Raw genomic sequence first — 19,378 nt, forward strand, 5'->3', positions numbered from 1 at the left:
GAATTTTTTTCTGCCCCTTGGCGACATTGCCCGTTATGGTGCTATCTGTCGTCTCCCGCTAACCAGGAAATTTCGATTAAGTTCTTGGACAGCCAGAGAAATTGAAGCCGCAAAGATCCGTTTGACAATGAACCAGTCTGCGCCCCCTCCTCAGCACTCGCACCTCCACCCGATAGCGGCGGAGAAGCTCGCATTTGTCGCCAGCGACACAAATGAAGCCCAGGCTGCGCTGAAGGATTTGTCGACCCGGTACGGCAATGTCTCGGCAGAAGAGGCAGATGTCATTGTCGCCCTGGGCGGCGATGGACTGATGCTGCAAACGCTTCACGCGCATATGGACAGCGGCAAACCCATATACGGCATGAACCGCGGGTCGGTCGGATTTCTGATGAACGAATACCAGAACAACGATCTGGTAGAACGGCTCATGAAAGCCGATATCACGACGATCCGGCCTCTCGAAATGACCGCGACGGACGAGGATGGCACGGAACACAAGGCTCTGGCCATCAACGAGGTTTCGCTGTTGCGCCAGACCTCGCAGGCAGCTCGCCTCAAGATCTCCGTGGATGACAGGGTTAGATTGGAAGAACTCATCTGCGACGGCTGCCTGGTTGCCACCCCCGCCGGCAGCACAGCGTATAACCTGTCAGCCCACGGCCCGATCCTGCCGATCACGGCTCAGTTGCTGGCCCTGACGCCAATCAGCGCCTTCCGCCCCCGCCGTTGGCGCGGTGCTTTGCTGCCCAACTGGGCAAAGGTCGACATTGAAATTCTCAACCCGCAAAAACGTCCTGTCAGCGCATCGGCTGATCACACGGAAATTCGCCGTGTGAAGCATGTTTCCGTCAGCGAAGCCACGACCACCGAGGGCGTTATCATGTTCGATTCCGACCATGGTTGGGACGAACGCATTCTGACGGAAATGTTCCGGTACTAGAGCGCAGGCTGGAAACAGCCTGTTAAGTATGTTTGCCGATACTCGGGCAGGCAAAAATTCTTTGCTGCCTCGCGAGACAAGGACAACCGCTGTCATGGCTGACGCCGCCAAGGAACAAGAATACGAAATCGTATCGCCACCTTCCGATCTACGCAGCAAGGTTCGCGAGCTAACGCCGCGCGAAGCCAAGAAGTTTGATCCGGTGAAAGCCGCCGAGGCAGCACTCAGCCGGCTGTCGCCTCACTTCGGCAATTGGATGGACAACGAAACCAAGGCGCTGATGAGCGCCTGGAGCGAGGTTCAGTCCAGGGGAATGTCGGAAGAGACGCTAGCAACCCTGTTCCAGGCCGCGCACAACATCAAGGGCCAAGCCTTGACCCTCGGCTTTCCGCTCGTGGGGCAGGTCGCCTCCAGTCTCTGCCACCTGATCGAAACAGTTCCCTCACCGGAGAAGCTGCCCATGCCGCTCATGGAACGCTATGTGGAGGCAATTCGGGCCATGGTGCTTGAAGGCGCCAAGGACGATGCCAACAAGACCGGCGTGGAGCTGCTGGAAACTCTGGAGACCGTAACCAACGACTTCCTGGGTCAGTTCCCATCCAGGAACGATGAATTGGACAACTGAACACGAGCTTCGAGTCTGGCCATTCAATGCGCATCCGGTAGCGGTGAGCCATCCCAGATGATGTCTCCGAGGAAGATATCGGAAAACGATTTGTGCTCCTCATAAGCCTGGTGCTTGTATTTCGAGCGCGCCATGAACGAATACACAAACGGCAGATAATCGCGCTGCGAGATCAGAGCGTCTTTAGAAGACAACAAACTTTTGACGATTTCCCGGGTGGATTGATCGGTTGCACGCCCGTAAACGAGATATGAGTCATACTGCCGGGACTTTCCGGACGGAGCGTGAAGCAGGGTTTCGCGCTCATTTAATATGGCATCGCCGATGACGCTTTCATCCGTCAGAAACACACCCGCAGTGACGCGCGGATTGCACTCCATCAAGATTGGTCCATCTTCCGTTCGCCGGTAATCAAATCCAATAAATCCGGTGTAGTCATAGGCGCTGCAAACCGTCGACACGATATCGATGGCCGCAGGGTCCTCAATCGATGTAAATCGAACCGAATAACCGCCGCCAGCGGCAATTGCAGGCTCATAAACAGCAATGACAGCCGGCTTTCCATCGCGCGCGATGCACATGACACATGTGTCTCTTCCTTCGACAAACTCCTGAACAAGCCAGGGATTAGTCTTTGTCGGATTGCATCTTTCGAGTTTCTCGCTGTCCAGCTCCTTGCCATGGTTTGTCAGATGGCCGATCCCGGCGCGCGAGAAAGCCGGCCGGGCAAAGAAGTCGTCAAATCCAGCGATAGCTTCGACAAGCTCCTGGTGACTGGTCGCGATTTTCGTCGGCGGTGTTTTCAATCCCAATCTCTGGCAGACGCCAACGAACGCCGCCTTGTCGTGAAGCTCTGACAGCACGTCGAAATCTGCTGCAAATCTTGGTACGGGCAATAGATCAGCATAACGAGCGAGATAAAATCCGTCCTCGAATGTCGGAAGTATCAGGTCGATGGATCGATCGCGCGCGATCCTTGCGATTTCTTTGGTATATCCGACCGGATCCTGTGAAGCGGCAGGAACAATGTGGGCCTTGTCGATAAACCGGGAATGCAGAGCTGGGGCGACATCGAAACTATCGGCAACCTCAACGGCAGCGCCAACCTTGTGCAGAGCATGCACAATACCGGTTGCAGGCATGAACCTCCCGGCCGTGACCAAAATGCGCTTGCCTTCGGACATTAGCTTCTCTCCCTACGTGATGACGCCCTCGCAATTACGCCCGGACCATTGAAACCGAACACGAGATCAATCTCAAATGGAACTGCGGTGGGAGATCAAGTCCGCAGATGCTGGAGCATATGAGGCATTGACGCCATGCCGGAATGGCAATGCCGTTGCACAAACGGCTGGTTCCCTTCCGGCATGGTCGTTTGTTATCGTTTCTGACGAGAGGTTGTTTCAAACGCCTTCAGGTGCGCAGGTTTCGACGGATGCCGGCGCTGTGCATTTTACCGCTGCTTCACCTGTTTGATCGAAAAATGTGACATCCAATCCGGTCGCCACACGTTCGATCATCCCGAAGCCGAATTGATTGAAGCCGAAAATATCGCCTGTCACACCGTGGCCCACCTGAAGGTCATCAACGCGTCCCTCGGGGGTCGTATAGAGCCACACGCCGCCGTTTCCGAACGTAATCTGAACAGGATTGCCAGAAGTGGAAACGAGTTGCGCAAAGTGCAAATCACCCGCAACCACACCGGAAACAAGGCGCGGCAGCATGTCGCCAAAAGCATCGCGCTGAATGGACTCAAGCGTCTCCAGCTCATCGGACTCCCGCTTCTTGCTACCATAGCCCCACAGGGGCGTATGGGTCAGGACGAGCGTCTCCCTGTCGAGCCGAGGCAACACATCAGTGAATTGCTCCTGCATGGCACGGAGCCTGTCCCAGGTATAGGTATCCCGGTCACGCGTAGAGCTATCGATGACAGGCAGCTGCAGATCATCAAACTCGACCACAAATGGCGCTTGATAGTTGTCACACATCAGCGGGTCGCGCATGGGCTCCGCGGCCAGATACCGGTCGAAACCAAGCCAGGCGCGATTGCAGTTTTCATGGTTCCCACGCACGAAGACGAAAGGATGTGCACTGAGCATGGCCTGCCCCGGTGCAAAGAAGTCGGCCTCCCAGGTTCGCCAGGTGTCGCCGTATGTGTCACCACAAATGTCAGGATCCAGACACTCGGTTTCGCGATAGTAATAGTCTCCGACATGTATCGCTAAATCGGCCTCTTTTTCTGCAATCGAGCCCGATATTGTCGCAAACGGCCATTCCTCCGGGTCGTTGCAAGCCTGGACCGGTGACCCGTCCTTCAAACGGCAGCCCGTATCACCGACCACCACCATCCTGTCCGCGCGCTCCGGTCGCACCGGGAAACGGAGTGTGTTCACCTGTGCACTGGCAACCGGTTTGTCGGTTGCGAACTCACAAACAAGATTTGGAAAATCAGGCATGACCCCAGCTCGAACGGACATCTGATGCAGTGCACCATCGATCTCGATTGCGGGGCAAGTGTCGTCACTGACGATCGCCCGAAAACTTTGCGAACGACCGTCGTTCAACTGGGTCCAGTGGTGAAGCACATCCGCGTGCGCCGATCCGGCAAACAGCACTATGCATAGCGTTGAAACGGTTCTCATGGGGTCCTCCCGTCACTTGTCATGTCTTGCAAGACGACTGCGGAGACCGCCAGGAAACGATCCTGAGCATTCGGTTTGCGTGCCCAAGATCTAGTTAGCTTAGAGACGTATACCAGTGAAATATTGGTAATAGATGGGTCGGACTGGTGCCACGTGTTCAAAAATTGCGATCGATGATCTGAAGTGTCATGAGAGCAAAGCTGGCTTTCGGCAGGTTTTATCGAATCGCGTTTCTAATACCCCATCACCGCTCCCCAGGGCTTCTGAAACGGGAGCATTTGAAGCGTGCGACCGTTCTTGAAGACGGCAGCCCCGAAACCCCACCGATGTCCAGGAGTTTCTGAGCAAAAAGCGAAACATGCTTGTTTTTTGAATGTGACCGGGAGCACAGCTTTCAACCTCTGGCTGACATCGCTTCGAAAGTCGCCTGCACACCCCAAACGCGCATCGCTTGCTTCAACCATCCAGTGCGTCTCTAAGCCCACTCCCCAGCCCGATAGCCGAGAAAGCCACCTCGAAACGGGCAGCATCCTTTGATCGACCGAACCAGACGGGCCGTTTCGTCAAGCCGGACAGGTCAGGATACTCATTCCGCAACTGTCGCCCGACGGCCTCAGCAGCCTTGGCGTCTCGACCAAGCCATAACAAGGCCCCTTGAACCAGTCTGTTGCGCTCCATCTGCGGATCGCTCTCCACAAGGCGCTCAACGACCTCCGATGCGGCCTCGACGTCACCGGCAACAAAATGAGCAACAGCCAATTCACGCTGGTGGCGAAAGCGGTGAGGATCTTCCCGGCTGACATCGAGAACGCGTTTTAAGGCCGTAACTCCCGCAGCTGCATCGCCTGTATGACATTCGACAATCGCCAGCATTCCGTGGGCCGCAAGAAGATCCGGATTTGCATCCAATGCCGCCTGAGCATGAAGACGCGCGCGCTCAAAGTCACCGGACAGGTCTTGAGAAAGGATCGCGACCACGAGATGAGCAAAGTAGCTGTCGGGCTTTTGCTTTACCGCCTGCTCGGCCATCTGGTTCAATGCCATGATTGTGCCCGCGGGCAGCGCCATTGGTGAATACTCGAACTGTCGGAACAGGCAAAAAGAGAGCATTGCCAGCCCCATCGAGTTGTCCGGCTCATGTAAAAGAGCAGCGCGCAGGCAAGCTTCCACCTTGTCGTTTTCGCCGGGGCCGCGCGCAAGGTAGGCAGCCCCCTTTCTAAGCAGCTCACCAACGGACAACTCGTCATTGGATGCGTCTCGCAAACGTTCGAATTCTACGATCTTCAGTTTGACGCGAATTGCTGCTGCCACGCCCAGTGATATTTGCTCTTCCAGGTCAAAGACGTCGTCACTGCTCGTGCGATCAAATTGCTCACTCCAGACCTGTGTCCCGCTGGAAGCTTCAATCAGGCTGAATGTCAGGCGCAGACGACCAGATCTGCCGCGAACGGAGCCCTCAAGAATGTAATCAGCGTCCGCGCTTGGCGCAGACTGCTCGTGAACCACCCCTATCTCGGAGTGCCTGCTCAGACTGCGGATCAGTCCGTCTCTCAGTCCCTTTGCCAAAAACTCCGCTTCGTCGTCACCTGCAACACTGATGCTGCGCAACACCAGCGAGTGATCTGGCTTACGGCTCCTTCCGTGAGAGCGCTCGTTTGAAGGGCTTGCCACTCCGGGCCGGAAAGAGTGTCTTTCATCGTCGTTCCGATCTTCCGTTCTCAGGTGAAAAATCCGTACCGGATGATCGATGTTCTTTAAGTCATGTTCTCCGCTGTCTTCAAAGGGCAGCGCAAGACTGTGTCGCACTTCCTCGTGAACCTTCTGCGAGATACATACGCCCGCAACATTTCCCAGTTCTTCCAAACGAGCTGCGATGTTGACGCCTTCTCCATAAAGGTTTTCGCCGTCAACGATGACCTCCCCCAATTCGATTCCGACGCGAAACCACATGCACTGTTGGTCCGGCCGGTCACAGTTGCGTTCCGCAATCCGCTCCTGGAATTCGGCCGCACACAATACCGCAGATGATGGGCTGGAAAATTCGGCAATCAGCGAGTCTCCCGCACCACCGAAAACGCGACCGTTGTGAGCATTAATACTCTCTTCTATCAATCCGAGACAACTTTTCAGAGACCGCAGAGCACCAAGCTCGTCCCGACCCATCATGTCCGAAAATGCGACAACGTCGGTGGCTAGAATTGTAGCTAACTTGCGTTCGACCTCAGGCATTGGTCATTCGACCTAAAATCTGTAGGGCAACAGTTTACAAGCACACGGACACGTACACAAACTCTTCTCCAATCGTGTCGCATCCAACCAAGCTTCTCGAGCGATGATCAGGAACATTGAGCTCGAAGCAGATTTGCTGCATTCCTTCAATTCGGAAAACGTCGCAATTACGCATCGCTAAACCGCAATACTGCAAGGGATCACACAACCACGCGAGAAAATGGCAACAGGAAACAAGGAGCAATCCCATGCGCGGAAGTTGTCTGTGTGGTCAGATCAAGTATGAAATTCAATGCACGCCGAGACAGGTTGTCGGCTGTCACTGCAACCAGTGCCGAAAATCATCGGGGCATTACGTGGCAGCCACACAAGTACCGAAGGAGCATTTGAGGATCGAAGGTCTATCAGGAATTACCTGGTATCAATCCTCCGAAACCGCCAGGCGAGGCTTTTGCGGCACGTGCGGTAGCCAGCTCTTCTGGAACGAGATTGGCAGCGAAAACGTCTCCGTGATGGCGGGATCACTCGACGGTACCACCGGATTGATTATGGACCGGCAGCTCTATCCAGAGACCAAGGGTGACTACTACCCTTTGCCGGACGTAAAGACTGTCGATCAATCGTCGCTTTGAAGCGGCCAGCCGCCGTCAATCTCAACGCTGGAGCAGCTTCCGAATAGCTCCAGCGAGTTGCCTTGGCATGTGACTCTTTCCTCAAACACTATGGTCGGGGTCCTTGCTCAGCCTTTTGAAATTGTCTGCTCCCGACCAGGCTTTTACCCAGCCATACGTGTCCTCCGGATCGCCCTTTTCAATGTCTGGCACCAGATGCCATAGCGTTGACAGTTGCTGGTTAGACGGATCATCGGGATCCGGAAGCACTTGCCCCGCCCACGCCGTCAGGGAGTGTACCTCTTCCTTGTTGTTTTCTTCGAAGCGAAAACTCACCGAGAACACGATATGATCGTTCGTGACATAACCACTAAGCGGACACCTGACATCCAGCGGTACGCGGCCCTTGGCAGTCTGATACGTTCCCGTCACGGAAAAATGCTCGGATCTTTCCGGTGAAGTCGAGTGAACAATATCGCATTGCCGGAGCCTCATCAGCGAGCCTTTGGTGTTTTGCCAGGTCCCGAGCCAGCGATCTTTGGCTTCTTCAATCGTATCCATCACCTTCTCCCAGTTTCACTAACCGAGTACCTTCTGAAAAGAGCGGTAAATCTCGATAGAAACATGCAAATTTGTCTCGACGAGCTGAAACTTGTTTCTGCTCAACGCCACGGGCAATGTAAGATCAAAGTTGAATTTTACCGGGCCTTCGCCTGCGCCGCCAGTGTCGGCACCAAAATCGTCCAAATTGTTGAAGCGGCGCGCCCGGCCAAACGGGTCTGACCATCGCCCGGGCAATCAGTTATTTCGGTTCGTACGTGGGGACAAAATCATGACAATGAAGCCTGCCTTTGTTGCTTTGGCGCTTGCCATTCTTTCCTCAACCGCCCTCGGAGCCGAAAAAGCTTCGGGCTGGGGCCACGATTGGCCAGAAGGGTATCTGGCCAAGCCTTTGCTTCCTGACAGTCTTTCCTTGCTCCCGCCCTCCCCGACCTGGGGAACACCGCGCCAGCTGATGGACGAGGCCTTGAACGCTGAGGCCCTGGCGCTTGAGGGCACCGCGCGCTTTCGTCTGGCAACCAAGGATGCGGATCTCGATTTCCCAGCCGCAGCAGACAATTTCTCTTGTGCCCTGGGGGTCGAGATAAGCGCAGATAAAACACCCGTGCTTTATGATCTGATGCGCAGAACCATGACTGATGCCGGACACTCGACAAAACTTGCCAAGGACAAATATCAGAGGAAACGTCCGTTCCAGATAAATGGCAAGAAGACCTGCACGCCGGATGACGAAGCATTCCTTCGCGATAACGGATCCTATCCTTCCGGCCACGCAACAATCGGTTGGACCTGGGCACTCATCCTGGCGCAAATCTCGCCGGGCAAATCGAATGCGGTGCTCGAACGCGGCAGGAGTTTTGGTGACAGCAGGGTCATCTGCAACGTGCATTGGCAAAGCGATGTGGTCGAGGGAAGATTGCTGGGCGCCGCTGTCGTGGCGAAATTGCACAGCGTTGCGGAGTTTAAGGCTGATCTGGCGACAGCAAAAACGGAAGTTACAGCAGGCCAAAGCCCGTCAAAGGACTGCGGTGAAGAAACAAAAGTGCTGGAGGTCTGGCGACACTGAAAAACTCCGACGAAGCTTGTACCGAGTGATTACCTCAAGGAGATCACTTCGCTGGCGCAGTGGCGTCGTCGCAATAACACTTGCTAAAATTATCGGGCTCCAGAGCCTTCATGGCGCAAAGATAAGCCGGCATGACCTCGCTCGGCAGGCTACCGTGCCCAACCTGAAAATATCGACGGTAAAGCGTTTCCGCGTCACCTCCATGCCCTATTGCCGCGATCAAGTTGCCGACGCTCTGCGTGGAATACTCCGAAAGGCCATAAGCTGCGGTGAAAGTATATTCCTTTTGCCACTCACCCGGCACACTCAACGATGCGCTCTCAAGATTTCGAAGAGCATAGGTTGAAAAGTCAACGATCTCGCCTCCTCCTGACGTGAAACTTGCGACCGAGAAACCTGGGTTTTGATGAAAAATCGGACTGATTGCCGGTACGATTTTTTGAGCGATCAAAGGTGTGGCATCCGTCCCGCTCAGAAGCCGGTAGTCATCCATGTGCGTGTGACTGGCAAGGCTCGTTGTTATCGTCGAAGAGAAAGTGTGCAGCATGGCGAGAAACTCGGATGAAAACGGCTCACGCAGGAAAGGAACGACTTTCGAAGTGCACTCGGTTTTGCTGCTGCGGTTCGTTGAGAACGCATCAATCCCCCATGGGATATGATGCACAAGCCACACCTTTCCACCACTCGCTTTCTGCCCGACCAACTGATCGCGGAGCCAGTTCAACATGTCGTGGCCGGCAGTATCGCCGCCCTTTCCGCACGAGTCCCGATATTTGTCCGACCAAAGCACATCATTGAGAACGATTATCTTTGTATCCGGAACTTGAGGGTGCTGCGCCACGTAGTAGCCGCCAGCACCATAGGTTTTGTCGAAATCGTCTGAGAGAAGTTGAGGCCCGACGAGTTTGCGCACCATTTCCCGAGTGCCGGACAGGAACCCTCCTCCTGGAGTGATCTCGTAGTCTCCGCAATCGGAATCATTGTTTCCAAGCGCAAAGATAATCGGCCTGCCTGGAAACTGCGCCGCCAATTGCTCGCCCACAAATATCGCTGTGTTCTGCTTCAACTCGCGAATCTCTGCCTCGCTCAGGGAACCTGCCAAAGCCTCGCGCGCTATCTTTTCAAAACGATGCGCAAGAATATCGCCTCCCAGAAATGTCAGCTCTGCCTCGGCCGTGTTTGCCGCGTAGGCTCGCAATGAAGAATTCAAGAGCGCGAAGTTGGTATCTTCACCCCAGGGCGACATCTCCTGATTTTCGACCGTTGCAAAAATCTCCGGCCAGGCTTCAACCGGTCGAGCAATCAGAGCGCCGGTCAAGGAAATCGGATCGAAGGGATTGAAGTGAATATCGGAGATCAGTGCCAGTTTGTGGACTTTCTCCTGTGCCACGACAGCATCATTTCCGGCAGTCAGGCCACCACATACAAGTAGGAAAAGAACTTTCGTCAGCCGGCCCCACATGAACGAGCACCTCCTGGTTACATGTGTCAGGCAAAGTGCCCGACCTGACGCCACTCACATTTATAGAGCGGTGCAACTGGTCGGGAACAGGTCAGAAGCAACCACTTCTGCCAGGATCAAGCAGCGTTGGTGATCTGGGACATGCTGTTCTTGACCAGCAGCCGTGCTTCCAGACGGGCGACATCTATCGCAAAACGCCGCAAGAATGCGGTCACATCTTCATCGGCCCCGAGCGCGCCATCCTGTATTTCTTCCAGAAGCGTCTCGGTCAGCATTCTGGCTTCATCGAGAGCGAGGTCGTAGGTGAAATCAGCCTCCGCCTGACGTGCGATGTCAATTGCCAGCAGGAAAGTTTGGTGTGACCTGAGCGGCAACCCGGCTTTCCTGAGAATTGCCTGCAGAGCTGACCGGCGAACGGTCACCAACAACTTGCAAAGTCGTGGCAATGGAACCTGCCCCAGATTGGCAAGGGCAGCCGCAAAGAACCGAAGCCGGCCACAGCACACCGCCCTGAGCAACAACCGGGTGGTCAGTTTTCCGTTTGCACGCAGATGTTCGACAAAGTCAGGCAGATCTTCAGCACCGGCTTCCAATGCAAGTCTGTGCACGACCTTGTCCTGCGCATCGCTCAGGAAATTGTGCCGCTGGTTCTCCGGCACGCGTTCAAGAACAATGGGGTGATCATCCAGGTTCGCCGCAAGTCTCATCAACAGCTCATACCGCGCACTGAGAGGCAGCTCCTGGGTCTTCAACAATTGATCGCAGATTTCCGGACGGTCTTCAAAACGCTGTGCGATCCGCAAGAGCGACGATTGCAACACACTGGCACCCGCGTTTTGCAACATCACCCGACAGGCGCTTTCGCTGCCCACTTCGCAGATGGCAGCACAAACGGAAGCGGAGAGAGCTGACCGTGCTGCGATAGCCATTTGGGCGGTCTCACTGCCTTCGGCAAACAGGTCGACCAACTCAGCATCCGAAAGGATCGGAGACGATTTGAGAATTGGCACGGCCACTTCATCGACATCGTTTGCCAGGCAACGAACAACATGTGCGGGTGAGTGAGACGACGCGGCGAGTATCTTGGCGATTGCCTTGCGCACTACCCGGCTTGGATCATCGAGAAGAACTGTTAGTGCTGTCGCCATGCTCGCCCGCTCCTGACTGCCCGGTTCGGCAGCCAAATATCGTTCCGCAAATTCTTGCGCGGCCTGGATCTCCAAGGTGCGCTCTTCAACCTGATTCAGTTGCAGAAGGTCATGTACTGTCATGGCGATAAAACAATCTTCCCAAGTGTCGGAATCGATTCTGACATCAAAGGCTTAACGATCGGTTCACCATAATTCTGACAAGGTCGCCACGATCTCAAGACCCCTAAGCTGGCGGCAGCAGGTCCTTTTGCTCTTCTTCCGCCTTCAGCCGCAAAAACCGCGTCAGATCCAGGGGGCCGCCCTGATCCGCCAAGGCAAGTTCCTGCGCGGTCACCTGACTGGAAGCTCCGGATAATGTGCTGAAAGGAGCGGCTTCCTCGACAGCCTGAAACGCTGATGCGAAGCGTGGATTGACACCTGCTTCGGAAGATCCGGCGTCATTGCGGAACATGGCTTCAAACGGATTGCCCGTATCGCTTGCCTGAAAAGCGGACAAGACCTGGTTTGTCGCCCTTTCAAGATCCGATCCGTTGATCGAAGCTTCCAACGGAGGCTGCGCAGCCGGTGCGCTTTTTGCGACAACGCTCTCATCTGCCTGCCGTTCCTCACCGTTGCCGGTCGCAGACGTTTCGTCCGGTCTGCGGTTCGGAATGGGAACGGAAACTTTTGCCAATTCGACCGCTTCACCTAGCGAACGATCGCCATCCCCTTCCCCGGTCGCTGCGAATTGCTGGCCCGGTGCCGGTGGTTTAGCGCGAACGGCAAATGCTGCGGCAGGATCTCCTGCCAGATGGTCAAAACTGTTCTGGTCCACGAGCTGGCTTGGATGCGCCGGCTTCGCGCTTGGCAATGCCGCTACGCTCGCAATACCACTGGAGAGACCCGTATTCTTTTTCCCGCCGGCCTCGGCGATCATCGTCACCGCATTGTGCTTGGAAACGATGACTTCATAGACCTCTTCCATCGAACGGGCATTGCCGTTGGGATGATAGAAGATTGGCTTGTTCGCCTTGGCCTGTGTCGAAAACAAGCTGTCGGCACGCGTTTCGGGATTGGTCAGTGCCGCGTCTATCAGCCTGCTTGCACCATTGGCACCCAGGAAATGCGCCATATAAAGTTCGCCATCGGTCGGTGCCCGGCCGATCCGCCGCTCAAGATAACTGGCGTTCTTTTGCGTCAGTGCCCCGGCCATCATCGACGAAATTTCCGGATCCTTCCGAAGGTCGAGGATTTCCTGACGCACTTTGGGATCACTGACGTGATACTTGCCGTTGCTGGTTCGCTGGATCTGATCTGAGTACTTGTCAAGCCCGTGTCTGGGGCCAGCTTCCTTCATCGTCTCAAGCCAGGTCGATTCAATGAACTGGAACAATCCCGTAGCACTCGAGGTCTGTGCCTTGGCGGCTGGATTGAATGACGATTCCCGCGCAGCTGTCTTTACCAGGTACTCGAAGGAAGTACCTGTGGAGTTACTCGCAGACTCAAACGCAAGCTCGATCCTTGACGCGATCGAGGTAGTGTCAGCAACATGCATGACGCTGTCTCCTCGACGGAACTATTTATTACTTCGTTAACCTTCGCGCCCAATTGGTTAACAAATCCTTAACAAGAAGCAAGTCGCTGAAGTTATTGCAATTCGAGCACCAGATACGGCCTGACCATGCGTAATTATGCCAATAGATTCTACGATATTCAGCAAAAATCGCCAGTTCCAATGGAGTTGCCTGTGCCACCTTATGCTCTCAACCCCGCGAAATCACCGGCTATGGACCACCGGTTGCAATGAGTCGGCAGTTGCAAATTGCAAAAAAGGCACCGAACCGAGCGGCACCATTCTTGTTTTCATCGCTGTGTGTCGACGCTTCAGACTTTGGGCCTGGTCATTTCAAATACTTCGGTCACAGCCGCGTATTCCATGTACCCAAGGCGGGAGAGTGGTTTGTAGAGCGTCACGTCCACCTTGCCGTCCACGATGATGCTGTCATCGATATGAATTCCGACAACCTGACCAAACACGACATAGCTGTCCGTATCCCTGCCGTTCAGGTCTTTCAGGCGCAGAGTTTGCAGGTATTTGCATTCAAGAGCAGTCACTGCCTTGGCCACTCTGGGAACCTTGACCAGTCGTGAAGGCGCCATTTCCAGGCCCGACAGCTCGAACTCACAGACCTCACTATGAACCGCGGCCGAAGAGACATTCATCTCATTCCTCAGGTCCCAGCTTGCCATGTTGCACACAAACTCTCCGGTCTTTTCGACATTGGCGGCGCTGTCCTTGAACCCGGAGGAAGAGAACATGACGATCGGAGGGGTGTCGCTCACACTGTTGAAGAAGCTGTAAGGTGCCAGATTTGTCCCGCCATACTCATCCAGCGAAGAAATCCATCCGATTGGACGCGGAGAAACGATGGCCTTGAATGGATTGTGCGGCAGGCCATGGTCGTTTTTCTCGGTTTCGTAGAACATCTATTACTCTGCTTCTGTCCAATTGGAGATCAGTTCGGAAAGGTTCGGACGCGGACGTTCGACCGGAGGTTGGCTGGCCGTGCCGATATGCACGAAGCCGGCGAATTGCTCGCCCTCTTCTGCTCCAAGATATGCGGCTGCTTCCACATCGAAGCTATACCACTCCGTCAACCACTGGGATACGAAGCCTGAAGCGGCAGCTGCGGTCACCAGGTTCATGCAAACCGCTCCAGCCGATAGCTGTTGTTCCCACACAGGGATCTTCGGGTGCGTTCCGGCTTTGCTGACAACGCCGATCACCACAGGCGCTCTGGTGAAACGGGTCAGCTCCTTTTCTCGCTGATCGGCATCCAGCGGCCCGGCCTTCTGTTCGTATCGATCAGCAAGCCACGCACCGATCTTGCTCCCCTGTTCGGCGCGATAAACAACGAAACGCCATGGCGCCAGTTTTCCGTGATCGGGCACACGCGCCGCAATCGTCAGAATATCCTCGATCTGTGCCTGGTCGGGGCCCGGCTCAGACATTGTGACGGAAGGGTGTGAGCGGCGTTTCCGGAGAAATTCCAGTGTTTCCGGAGATCCGGAACTAATACTCGGCATGGCGCAGTCCTGCATGATGGTCGCAATTGCAACGATCCACGTAATTGATTGATCGTATTTGTCAACTTGTACAAGCGCGGTCTTGAATTTGCCCGATTTTCAGGTCCTTTAGGGGAAAATCGGAACTGAGACTCAAAAGACTGGTAAACTTTCCGAGTCAAAATGATAATACAGTGGGCATGGTGAACTTTGGAATTGTCTCGGGCGGTATGATTTTCAATCGTTTCCTCAAGGGTGCGGCACTCGCCATCGTGATTGGTGTGTCGTCAGTGGCGATGGTGGCTTCTGCAGGTTTTGCGCAATCTGTGGATGCGCCGATGCCGCCTGCTGCCAAACCGGATCCGAATGCGCCGGTGGCAGAGCCGGAAGAAGAAATCATCAACCTTCTTGACCGTGAACCGGAACCCCTGTTTTCCGACATTCTGGCTCCTTACGCGCCAGCCACCGCAGCAACACACGGTGTGTCAAACGGTCTCCGGCAGGGAGCCCTTTACCTGATGGCCAAGCTGACCCAGGACAGCACTCCATTGGACGATGGTCTCATCTGGCGCATTTATTCCGAAACGACAAATGCCGACGGACGCCTGGAACTTGTTGCGACGTCCGAAGGTGGCGACGCCGAGTTTCGTCTCGATCCCGGCACTTACCTGATCCACACCGCGTATGGTTTCGCGCAGGCAACCAACCGGATCGTGATCGGCAAGGAAGTCCTGTCGAAGATGGTGACGCTGAACGCTGGAGGCATCAAATTCAATGCCTCGCTCAAGGATGGCGACAGCATCAACCACGAGCCGATCTCTTTCGACATCTACGGCATGACATTCGATGCCCGCGGCGAGCGGGACAAAGTTGCATCCAACGTCAAGCCGGGTTCGATCATCCGCCTGAGTGCCGACACCTATCATGTCGTCAGCCGGTATGGTGATGTGAATGCCGTTGTCCGGGCCGACATTCAGGTTTTGCCAGGAAAGCTGACCGAAGCGACAGTGCTGCACAAGGCGGCAGATATCACATTGAAGCTTGTCAACGAGCGTGGCGGCGAAGCCATCGCCAACACGACCTGGTCAGTCCTCAGCCCGGGTGGCGACGTGGTGGTGGAAGCAACCGGTGCATTCCCGGACTTTGTTCTGGCCGCAGGTGAATATGAAGCCATCGCCAGAAACAATGGCCGCACGTATCTTCACAAGTTTGAAGTTGCTTCGGGAGAAGACAACGAGGTCGAAGTCGTCACGACGATGAGTGAACTGGCGAGCCAGCAGGGTACCGCCAGCAACTAAACGTCCGCACGGTCACCCTGCCCCTCGAAATTGCAGAATGTCTACAGGCGTACTCACTGTTTGGAATGGATCGCCTAGGCGCCTCTGCGCAGCAATCGCCGGGCCCGCTTCACCGGCGCCATTTCCATGACCTTCGTCTGCAGGAAATCCATGACTTCCTTCTGATCACCGAAGCCCGACAAGGTTTCAAACGGAATTGGCTGCCCGGCACGTGCAGTAATGACCGAACCAAGGATCCGGCGGAACTCGCGCACGAGAAGCGACAGACGCAAGGTCAGCGAATACTTGCTGACCAGGTGAAACAGCCAGGAATTCTGTCCGTCGAAATAAAGTGGCAGCACTGTCGCCTTCGAAGAGCGGATCATCTTGGCGGTAAAGGTTTTCCAGGGCAGTTCTTCGGCACGGCCAAAGGGCTTGGCGGCGGTTGCCACGCCACCACCTGGAAACACGATAATCGTCGTGCCTTCCTCAAGAAGCCGGAGGGCTTCCTTGCGGGTTTGCATGTTGGTTTTGAGAGCTTCCTTGGTCTCTTCAAAATCGACTGGCAATGAAAACGGCCGAACTTCCGGCACTTTGAGAAGCTCGTTGTTGATCAGGATCTTGAACGGCCTGCCAAGTTGCTCAGCCAGCGCCAGGATCGCAAGGCCATCGCCGATTCCGTAGGGATGATTCGCGATCAGCACCAGGGGGCCTTCGGGCAGATTTTTCGGTGGCCACTCACCATCTGCAACCGAGACATTCAGGTTGATCAGCCCGAGAAGATCGTTCCAGATATTGTCCGACGTGCCGACCATCGAGTGTTTCCACACATCATAGAGGTCAACCAGCTTCCGGCGCCCGGAGATGCCTTCAATCGCCCTGATGGTCCAGCGCTTCAGCGCAGGATGTTCGGGATTGGCGTAACTGAATTCTGCGTAGTCCACGGCGGCTGCTTCACACCTTGTTTCACTCTGGCAAATTCAGAACCGAATAACAGTCGTTCTGTTTCACCAGTGTGACAGCACACTGCATTGAACAGTGTGCCGTCGATCACTTTTCCGTAGATCGTGGCAAACGGACTTATTTCAAGTCCGGCGGCGTTGCTTCTTCAGCAAACGCCGCAATCGCCTCTTCCAGGCCCATGGACTTCTGGTCCTTGGAGCCAAGACGACGGATATTCACCGTCCGCTCTTCTGCCTCGCGCATTCCGCAAACAACGATCACTGGCACCTTGGCAAGAGAATGCTCACGGACCTTGTAGTTGATCTTTTCATTGCGGAAATCTGTTTCCACCTTCAAGCCCTTGGCTTTCAGCATGTCCGCCACTTCCTGACCGTATTCATCAGCTTCGGAGGTGATGGTGGCGACCACGATCTGCAAAGGCGCAAACCACAGCGGGAAATGTCCGGCATAGTTCTCGATCAGAATGCCGAGGAACCGCTCCATAGAGCCGCAAATCGCTCTATGGACCATGACGGGTGTTTGTTTCTCGCCATTGTTGTCGACATAAAACGCGCCGAAACGCTCCGGCAGGGCAAAGTCCACCTGGGTGGTTCCGCACTGCCACTCACGGCCGATGGCATCGCGCAGGGTGTACTCGAATTTCGGACCGTAGAAAGCCCCCTCACCCGGCAGAATGTCGGTCTTCACCCGCCCCTCGGACTGAGCCTCGATCTGCTTCAGCACCCTGGACATCACATCTTCGGCGTGATCCCACATCTCGTCGCTGCCAACGCGCTTTTCCGGTCGGGTGGAAAGCTTGACCACGATTTCATCAAAACCGAAGTCCTTGTAAACCGACAGAATCAGGTCGTTGATCTTGAGGCACTCGTCAGCCAGTTGCTCTTCAGTGCAGAAGACGTGGGCATCGTCCTGGGTAAAACCGCGCACACGCATCAGCCCGTGCAGCGCGCCGGAAGGTTCATACCTGTGAACCACACCGAACTCTGCCAAACGCAGCGGCAGGTCGCGATAGCTCTTCAGCCCGTGTTTGAAGATCTGAACGTGACCCGGGCAGTTCATCGGTTTCAGTGCAAAGACACGATCATCTTCGGCTTCCGTGTCGGCGCACTGTACGGAGAACATATTCTCCTTGTACCAGGTCCAGTGACCGGAAGTTTCCCAGAGCGAGGTGTGCAGCACCTGGGGCGCGTTCACTTCCTTGTAGGTATCCTTGAGAACCCGGCGCTTGTAGGCGATCAGGTTCTGGAACATGTCCCAGCCCTTGGGATGCCAGAACACGACGCCCGGGCCTTCTTCCTGGAAGTGGAACAGGTCCATTTCCCGTCCAAGCTTGCGGTGGTCGCGCTTTTCGGCCTCTTCGAGCATGTGAAGGTAGCCTTTCAGCTCCTTCTCGTTGTGCCAGGCGGTCGCGTAGATGCGGGTCAGCATCTCGTTGTTTGAATCGCCACGCCAGTACGCACCGGCAACCTTCATCAGCTTGAAGGCATCGCCGATCTGTTTGGTGGAGACCATGTGCGGGCCACGGCAAAGATCAAGCCACTGCCCCTGCTTGTAGATCTTGAGTTCCTGATCTTCCGGAATGGCATCGACAAGCTCGACCTTGTAATGTTCGCCCTTGGCGGCAAAGTAGGTCTTGGCTTCTTCGCGGCTCCAGATTTCCTTGGTGAACTGCGCACCGCGCGCGATGATCTCGCGCATCTTCTTCTCGATGACAGGCAGTTCTTCCGGCGTGAACGGCCAATCTTCGTTGGTGTCGGGGTGTACGCGCTTGAAGTCGTAGTAAAAGCCGTTCTCGATGACCGGTCCGATCGTGACCTGGGTGCCGGGCCACAGCTCCTGCACGGCCTCGGCCATCACGTGGGCGGCATCGTGACGGATCAGTTCCAGCGAACGCGGGTCATCGCGGGTGACAATCTCAATCTGATGGTTTTCATTGATCGGGTCGGTAAGATCTTTGAGTTCCCCATCAAGGGTCATCGCTACAGCCTTTTTGGCGAGCGATTTGGAAATTCCGCTGGCAACATCCAGTCCGGTGGTGCCGGCATCATATTCGCGCACGGAATTGTCGGGAAAAGTCAGTTGGATCATCATTTTTCTCCTGCTCACTCCTGCAGACAAGGCAGGTAAGCGTTTCAAAGGGATTCGAACCGCCCGCTGATAGGGGATTCAAGGCCAAACAGCAACCCTATCGGACGGAAAGCTGGCATGATCAAGACGCAGGGCACAAATTCTGCCTCGGTCAAGTGTCCTCCCGGTCCAGGGACTTGTGTGCTTGGATCATTCCTCGTTTTGTCTAACGACCAGCGGTGGCGGCCGTCGACGGATCGGCTGGGACTTTACAATGGATGTGCTTGTCTCAGCCTTGTCCGCGATCTTGTCGAGGATGCCGTCCAGCTGCTCGATCGAAGGCACGGCCAGGCGCGCAATGAAGCAATCTTCCCCAGTGACCTTGTCGCATTCGCAGAATTCGGGAATTTCCTGGATCATCTGCTGAACGATATGCAATTTACCCGGCAAGGGCCGGATGCGAACAATCGCCTGCAAACTGTAACCCAGAACCTTTGGGTCTATATCAACTGTAAAACCGCGAATGATGCCCCGTTCCTGAAGTCTGCGGACCCTTTCGGAAACTCCCGGGGACGACAATCCCGCGTGCGCGGCAAGGTCCTTCAGCGATACCCGCGCATCTGCGAGCAGGGCTTCAATAATTTTCCTATCTGCGTCATCCATCTTAATTTTCCAAAGAACCAACAATCATGAACCTAATTATATAATAGAGAAAATTAGAAACACCTAATTTATCGAA

18 protein-coding genes are annotated in these 19,378 nt (G+C 55.1%); 6 read left to right on the forward strand and 12 right to left on the reverse strand.

Going from position 1 to position 19,378, the window contains the following annotated elements:
• Positions 1 to 127: 127 nt before the first annotated feature.
• Complete coding sequence (locus ABLO27_RS13910) at positions 128 to 940, forward strand: NAD kinase (protein WP_353033547.1); 813 nt, start codon at positions 128 to 130, stop codon at positions 938 to 940.
• A 94-nt stretch (positions 941 to 1,034) separates the two neighbouring features.
• Positions 1,035 to 1,565: an Hpt domain-containing protein gene (locus ABLO27_RS13915; RefSeq protein ID WP_353033548.1), complete on the forward strand. Its 531-nt coding sequence runs from the start codon at positions 1,035 to 1,037 to the stop codon at positions 1,563 to 1,565.
• A gap of 23 nt (positions 1,566 to 1,588) precedes the next feature.
• Here ABLO27_RS13915 and ABLO27_RS13920 read toward each other — a convergent pair whose 3' ends face one another.
• The 3 genes from ABLO27_RS13920 to ABLO27_RS13930 all read right to left on the reverse strand — a co-directional run bounded on the left by ABLO27_RS13920 (position 1,589) and on the right by ABLO27_RS13930 (position 6,436).
• Positions 1,589 to 2,749: an ATP-grasp domain-containing protein gene (locus ABLO27_RS13920; protein WP_353033549.1), complete on the reverse strand. Its 1,161-nt coding sequence runs from the start codon at positions 2,747 to 2,749 to the stop codon at positions 1,589 to 1,591.
• Positions 2,750 to 2,968: 219 nt separating this feature from the next.
• Complete coding sequence (locus ABLO27_RS13925; protein ID WP_353033550.1) at positions 2,969 to 4,207, reverse strand: metallophosphoesterase; 1,239 nt, start codon at positions 4,205 to 4,207, stop codon at positions 2,969 to 2,971.
• A gap of 456 nt (positions 4,208 to 4,663) precedes the next feature.
• Complete coding sequence (locus ABLO27_RS13930; protein ID WP_353033551.1) at positions 4,664 to 6,436, reverse strand: adenylate/guanylate cyclase domain-containing protein; 1,773 nt, start codon at positions 6,434 to 6,436, stop codon at positions 4,664 to 4,666.
• Positions 6,437 to 6,684: 248 nt separating this feature from the next.
• Between ABLO27_RS13930 and ABLO27_RS13935 the strand changes: the two genes are divergently transcribed.
• Positions 6,685 to 7,068 (forward strand): GFA family protein, encoded by a 384-nt coding sequence (locus tag ABLO27_RS13935; RefSeq protein WP_353033552.1) that lies wholly within the window; start codon positions 6,685 to 6,687, stop codon positions 7,066 to 7,068.
• Between the two features lie 81 nt (positions 7,069 to 7,149).
• On the opposite strand, the gene ABLO27_RS13940 is transcribed toward ABLO27_RS13935, so the two are convergent.
• Positions 7,150 to 7,608 carry an avidin/streptavidin family protein gene (locus tag ABLO27_RS13940; RefSeq protein WP_353033553.1) on the reverse strand — a complete coding sequence of 153 codons (459 nt, stop codon included), beginning with the start codon at positions 7,606 to 7,608 and terminating at the stop codon, positions 7,150 to 7,152.
• Between the two features lie 63 nt (positions 7,609 to 7,671).
• Between ABLO27_RS13940 and ABLO27_RS13945 the strand changes: the two genes are divergently transcribed.
• Both ABLO27_RS13945 and ABLO27_RS13950 read left to right on the forward strand, forming a co-directional pair.
• Positions 7,672 to 7,830 (forward strand): hypothetical protein, encoded by a 159-nt coding sequence (locus ABLO27_RS13945; RefSeq protein ID WP_353033554.1) that lies wholly within the window; start codon positions 7,672 to 7,674, stop codon positions 7,828 to 7,830.
• A gap of 49 nt (positions 7,831 to 7,879) precedes the next feature.
• The gene (locus ABLO27_RS13950; RefSeq protein ID WP_353033555.1) at positions 7,880 to 8,674 is read left to right on the forward strand and encodes an acid phosphatase; all 795 of its coding nucleotides are present in this window, start codon (positions 7,880 to 7,882) and stop codon (positions 8,672 to 8,674) included.
• A 43-nt stretch (positions 8,675 to 8,717) separates the two neighbouring features.
• On the opposite strand, the gene ABLO27_RS13955 is transcribed toward ABLO27_RS13950, so the two are convergent.
• The 5 genes from ABLO27_RS13955 to ABLO27_RS13975 all read right to left on the reverse strand — a co-directional run bounded on the left by ABLO27_RS13955 (position 8,718) and on the right by ABLO27_RS13975 (position 14,353).
• Positions 8,718 to 10,136, reverse strand: a complete 1,419-nt coding sequence (locus ABLO27_RS13955; RefSeq protein WP_353033556.1) for a hypothetical protein — start codon at positions 10,134 to 10,136, stop codon at positions 8,718 to 8,720.
• Between the two features lie 116 nt (positions 10,137 to 10,252).
• On the reverse strand, positions 10,253 to 11,407 hold the full coding sequence (locus tag ABLO27_RS13960) for a DUF2336 domain-containing protein (RefSeq protein ID WP_353033557.1): 1,155 nt from the start codon (positions 11,405 to 11,407) through the stop codon (positions 10,253 to 10,255).
• 103 nt (positions 11,408 to 11,510) lie between these two features.
• The gene (locus ABLO27_RS13965; protein WP_353033558.1) at positions 11,511 to 12,821 is read right to left on the reverse strand and encodes a transglycosylase SLT domain-containing protein; all 1,311 of its coding nucleotides are present in this window, start codon (positions 12,819 to 12,821) and stop codon (positions 11,511 to 11,513) included.
• Between the two features lie 329 nt (positions 12,822 to 13,150).
• Positions 13,151 to 13,753 carry a flavin reductase family protein gene (locus ABLO27_RS13970; protein WP_353033559.1) on the reverse strand — a complete coding sequence of 201 codons (603 nt, stop codon included), beginning with the start codon at positions 13,751 to 13,753 and terminating at the stop codon, positions 13,151 to 13,153.
• Between the two features lie 3 nt (positions 13,754 to 13,756).
• The gene (locus ABLO27_RS13975; RefSeq protein WP_353033560.1) at positions 13,757 to 14,353 is read right to left on the reverse strand and encodes a nitroreductase family protein; all 597 of its coding nucleotides are present in this window, start codon (positions 14,351 to 14,353) and stop codon (positions 13,757 to 13,759) included.
• Between the two features lie 209 nt (positions 14,354 to 14,562).
• Between ABLO27_RS13975 and ABLO27_RS13980 the strand changes: the two genes are divergently transcribed.
• Positions 14,563 to 15,630 carry a hypothetical protein gene (locus ABLO27_RS13980; protein ID WP_353033561.1) on the forward strand — a complete coding sequence of 356 codons (1,068 nt, stop codon included), beginning with the start codon at positions 14,563 to 14,565 and terminating at the stop codon, positions 15,628 to 15,630.
• Positions 15,631 to 15,704: 74 nt separating this feature from the next.
• Here ABLO27_RS13980 and ABLO27_RS13985 read toward each other — a convergent pair whose 3' ends face one another.
• From ABLO27_RS13985 to ABLO27_RS13995, 3 genes are all read right to left on the reverse strand, one after another.
• Positions 15,705 to 16,553, reverse strand: coding sequence for a lysophospholipid acyltransferase family protein (locus ABLO27_RS13985; protein WP_353033562.1), 849 nt, complete (start codon positions 16,551 to 16,553; stop codon positions 15,705 to 15,707).
• Between the two features lie 136 nt (positions 16,554 to 16,689).
• On the reverse strand, positions 16,690 to 18,660 hold the full coding sequence (thrS, locus tag ABLO27_RS13990) for a threonine--tRNA ligase (protein WP_353033563.1): 1,971 nt from the start codon (positions 18,658 to 18,660) through the stop codon (positions 16,690 to 16,692).
• A gap of 189 nt (positions 18,661 to 18,849) precedes the next feature.
• Entirely contained in the window at positions 18,850 to 19,302 is a 453-nt protein-coding gene (locus ABLO27_RS13995) for an Lrp/AsnC family transcriptional regulator (RefSeq protein WP_353033564.1), read from the reverse strand.
• Between the last annotated feature and the right edge of the window lie 76 nt (positions 19,303 to 19,378).

This window comes from Roseibium sp. SCP15 (assembly GCF_040329435.1).
In the GTDB taxonomy this organism is placed as follows: Bacteria; Pseudomonadota; Alphaproteobacteria; order Rhizobiales; family Stappiaceae; genus Roseibium.

Excerpts from the sequence above, each read along its gene's own strand:
- ABLO27_RS13945 (WP_353033554.1), top strand. The coding sequence starts at position 7,672 with ATGCAAATTTGTCTCGACGAGCTGAAACTTGTTTCTGCTCAACGCCAC.
- ABLO27_RS13965 (WP_353033558.1), bottom strand. The coding sequence starts at position 12,821 with ATGCATGTTGCTGACACTACCTCGATCGCGTCAAGGATCGAGCTTGCG.
- ABLO27_RS13910 (WP_353033547.1), top strand. The coding sequence starts at position 128 with ATGAACCAGTCTGCGCCCCCTCCTCAGCACTCGCACCTCCACCCGATA.
- thrS (WP_353033563.1), bottom strand. The coding sequence starts at position 18,660 with ATGATCCAACTGACTTTTCCCGACAATTCCGTGCGCGAATATGATGCC.
- ABLO27_RS13950 (WP_353033555.1), top strand. The coding sequence starts at position 7,880 with ATGACAATGAAGCCTGCCTTTGTTGCTTTGGCGCTTGCCATTCTTTCC.
- ABLO27_RS13915 (WP_353033548.1), top strand. The coding sequence starts at position 1,035 with ATGGCTGACGCCGCCAAGGAACAAGAATACGAAATCGTATCGCCACCT.
- ABLO27_RS13970 (WP_353033559.1), bottom strand. The coding sequence starts at position 13,753 with ATGTTCTACGAAACCGAGAAAAACGACCATGGCCTGCCGCACAATCCA.
- ABLO27_RS13975 (WP_353033560.1), bottom strand. The coding sequence starts at position 14,353 with ATGCCGAGTATTAGTTCCGGATCTCCGGAAACACTGGAATTTCTCCGG.
- ABLO27_RS13925 (WP_353033550.1), bottom strand. The coding sequence starts at position 4,207 with ATGAGAACCGTTTCAACGCTATGCATAGTGCTGTTTGCCGGATCGGCG.
- ABLO27_RS13940 (WP_353033553.1), bottom strand. The coding sequence starts at position 7,608 with ATGGATACGATTGAAGAAGCCAAAGATCGCTGGCTCGGGACCTGGCAA.
- ABLO27_RS13955 (WP_353033556.1), bottom strand. The coding sequence starts at position 10,136 with ATGTGGGGCCGGCTGACGAAAGTTCTTTTCCTACTTGTATGTGGTGGC.
- ABLO27_RS13920 (WP_353033549.1), bottom strand. The coding sequence starts at position 2,749 with ATGTCCGAAGGCAAGCGCATTTTGGTCACGGCCGGGAGGTTCATGCCT.
- ABLO27_RS13960 (WP_353033557.1), bottom strand. The coding sequence starts at position 11,407 with ATGACAGTACATGACCTTCTGCAACTGAATCAGGTTGAAGAGCGCACC.
- ABLO27_RS13995 (WP_353033564.1), bottom strand. The coding sequence starts at position 19,302 with ATGGATGACGCAGATAGGAAAATTATTGAAGCCCTGCTCGCAGATGCG.
- ABLO27_RS13930 (WP_353033551.1), bottom strand. The coding sequence starts at position 6,436 with ATGCCTGAGGTCGAACGCAAGTTAGCTACAATTCTAGCCACCGACGTT.
- ABLO27_RS13935 (WP_353033552.1), top strand. The coding sequence starts at position 6,685 with ATGCGCGGAAGTTGTCTGTGTGGTCAGATCAAGTATGAAATTCAATGC.
- ABLO27_RS13980 (WP_353033561.1), top strand. The coding sequence starts at position 14,563 with ATGATTTTCAATCGTTTCCTCAAGGGTGCGGCACTCGCCATCGTGATT.